Genomic DNA, 653 nt, shown 5'->3' on the forward strand with positions numbered 1-653 from the left:
CCCCTGCGTCTACCGATTTCGCCACCCGGGCCCGTCGGAAACAGCATCGCGCTTTGCACGCGAGGGGCGGATTATGCACTCGACAAGGCTCGACTTTGTTCCCGCTGCCACAATCGTCGCCCATGAGCTACCCGACCCTCGAAGACGTCATCGGCGCAACCCCCCTCGTGCGCCTGCAGCGACTGCTCGGCGACGATGCGCGCGGCAATGTGATCCTGGCCAAGCTGGAGGGCAACAACCCGGCCGGCTCCGTGAAGGACCGGCCAGCCATCAGCATGATCAAGCGCGCCGAGGAGCGCGGCGAGATCAAGCCGGGCGATACCCTGATCGAGGCGACTTCCGGCAACACCGGCATCGCGCTGGCCATGGCCGCGGCCATCCGCGGCTACCGCATGGTGCTGATCATGCCGGAGGACCTGTCCATCGAGCGCGCCCAGACGATGAAGGCCTTCGGCGCGGAGTTGATCCTGACGCCCAAGACCGGTGGCATGGAGTACGCCCGTGACCTGGCTGAGCAGATGGCCGGCGAAGGCAAGGGCCGCGTGCTGGACCAGTTCGCCAATGCCGACAATCCACGCGCCCACTACGAGACCACCGGTCCCGAGCTGTGGAAGGACACCGGCGGGCGCATCACCCATTTCGTCAGTGCGATG

The 653-nt window shown here is 66.5% G+C and carries 1 protein-coding gene; it reads left to right on the forward strand.

The annotated features are described in order from the left end of the window. Positions 1-122: 122 nt before the first annotated feature. On the forward strand, positions 123-653 hold a 531-nt coding region (locus AC1DU6_RS34340), incomplete at its 3' end, for a pyridoxal-phosphate dependent enzyme (protein WP_477862937.1).

It is taken from the genome of Roseateles sp. P5_B10, assembly GCF_056400485.1.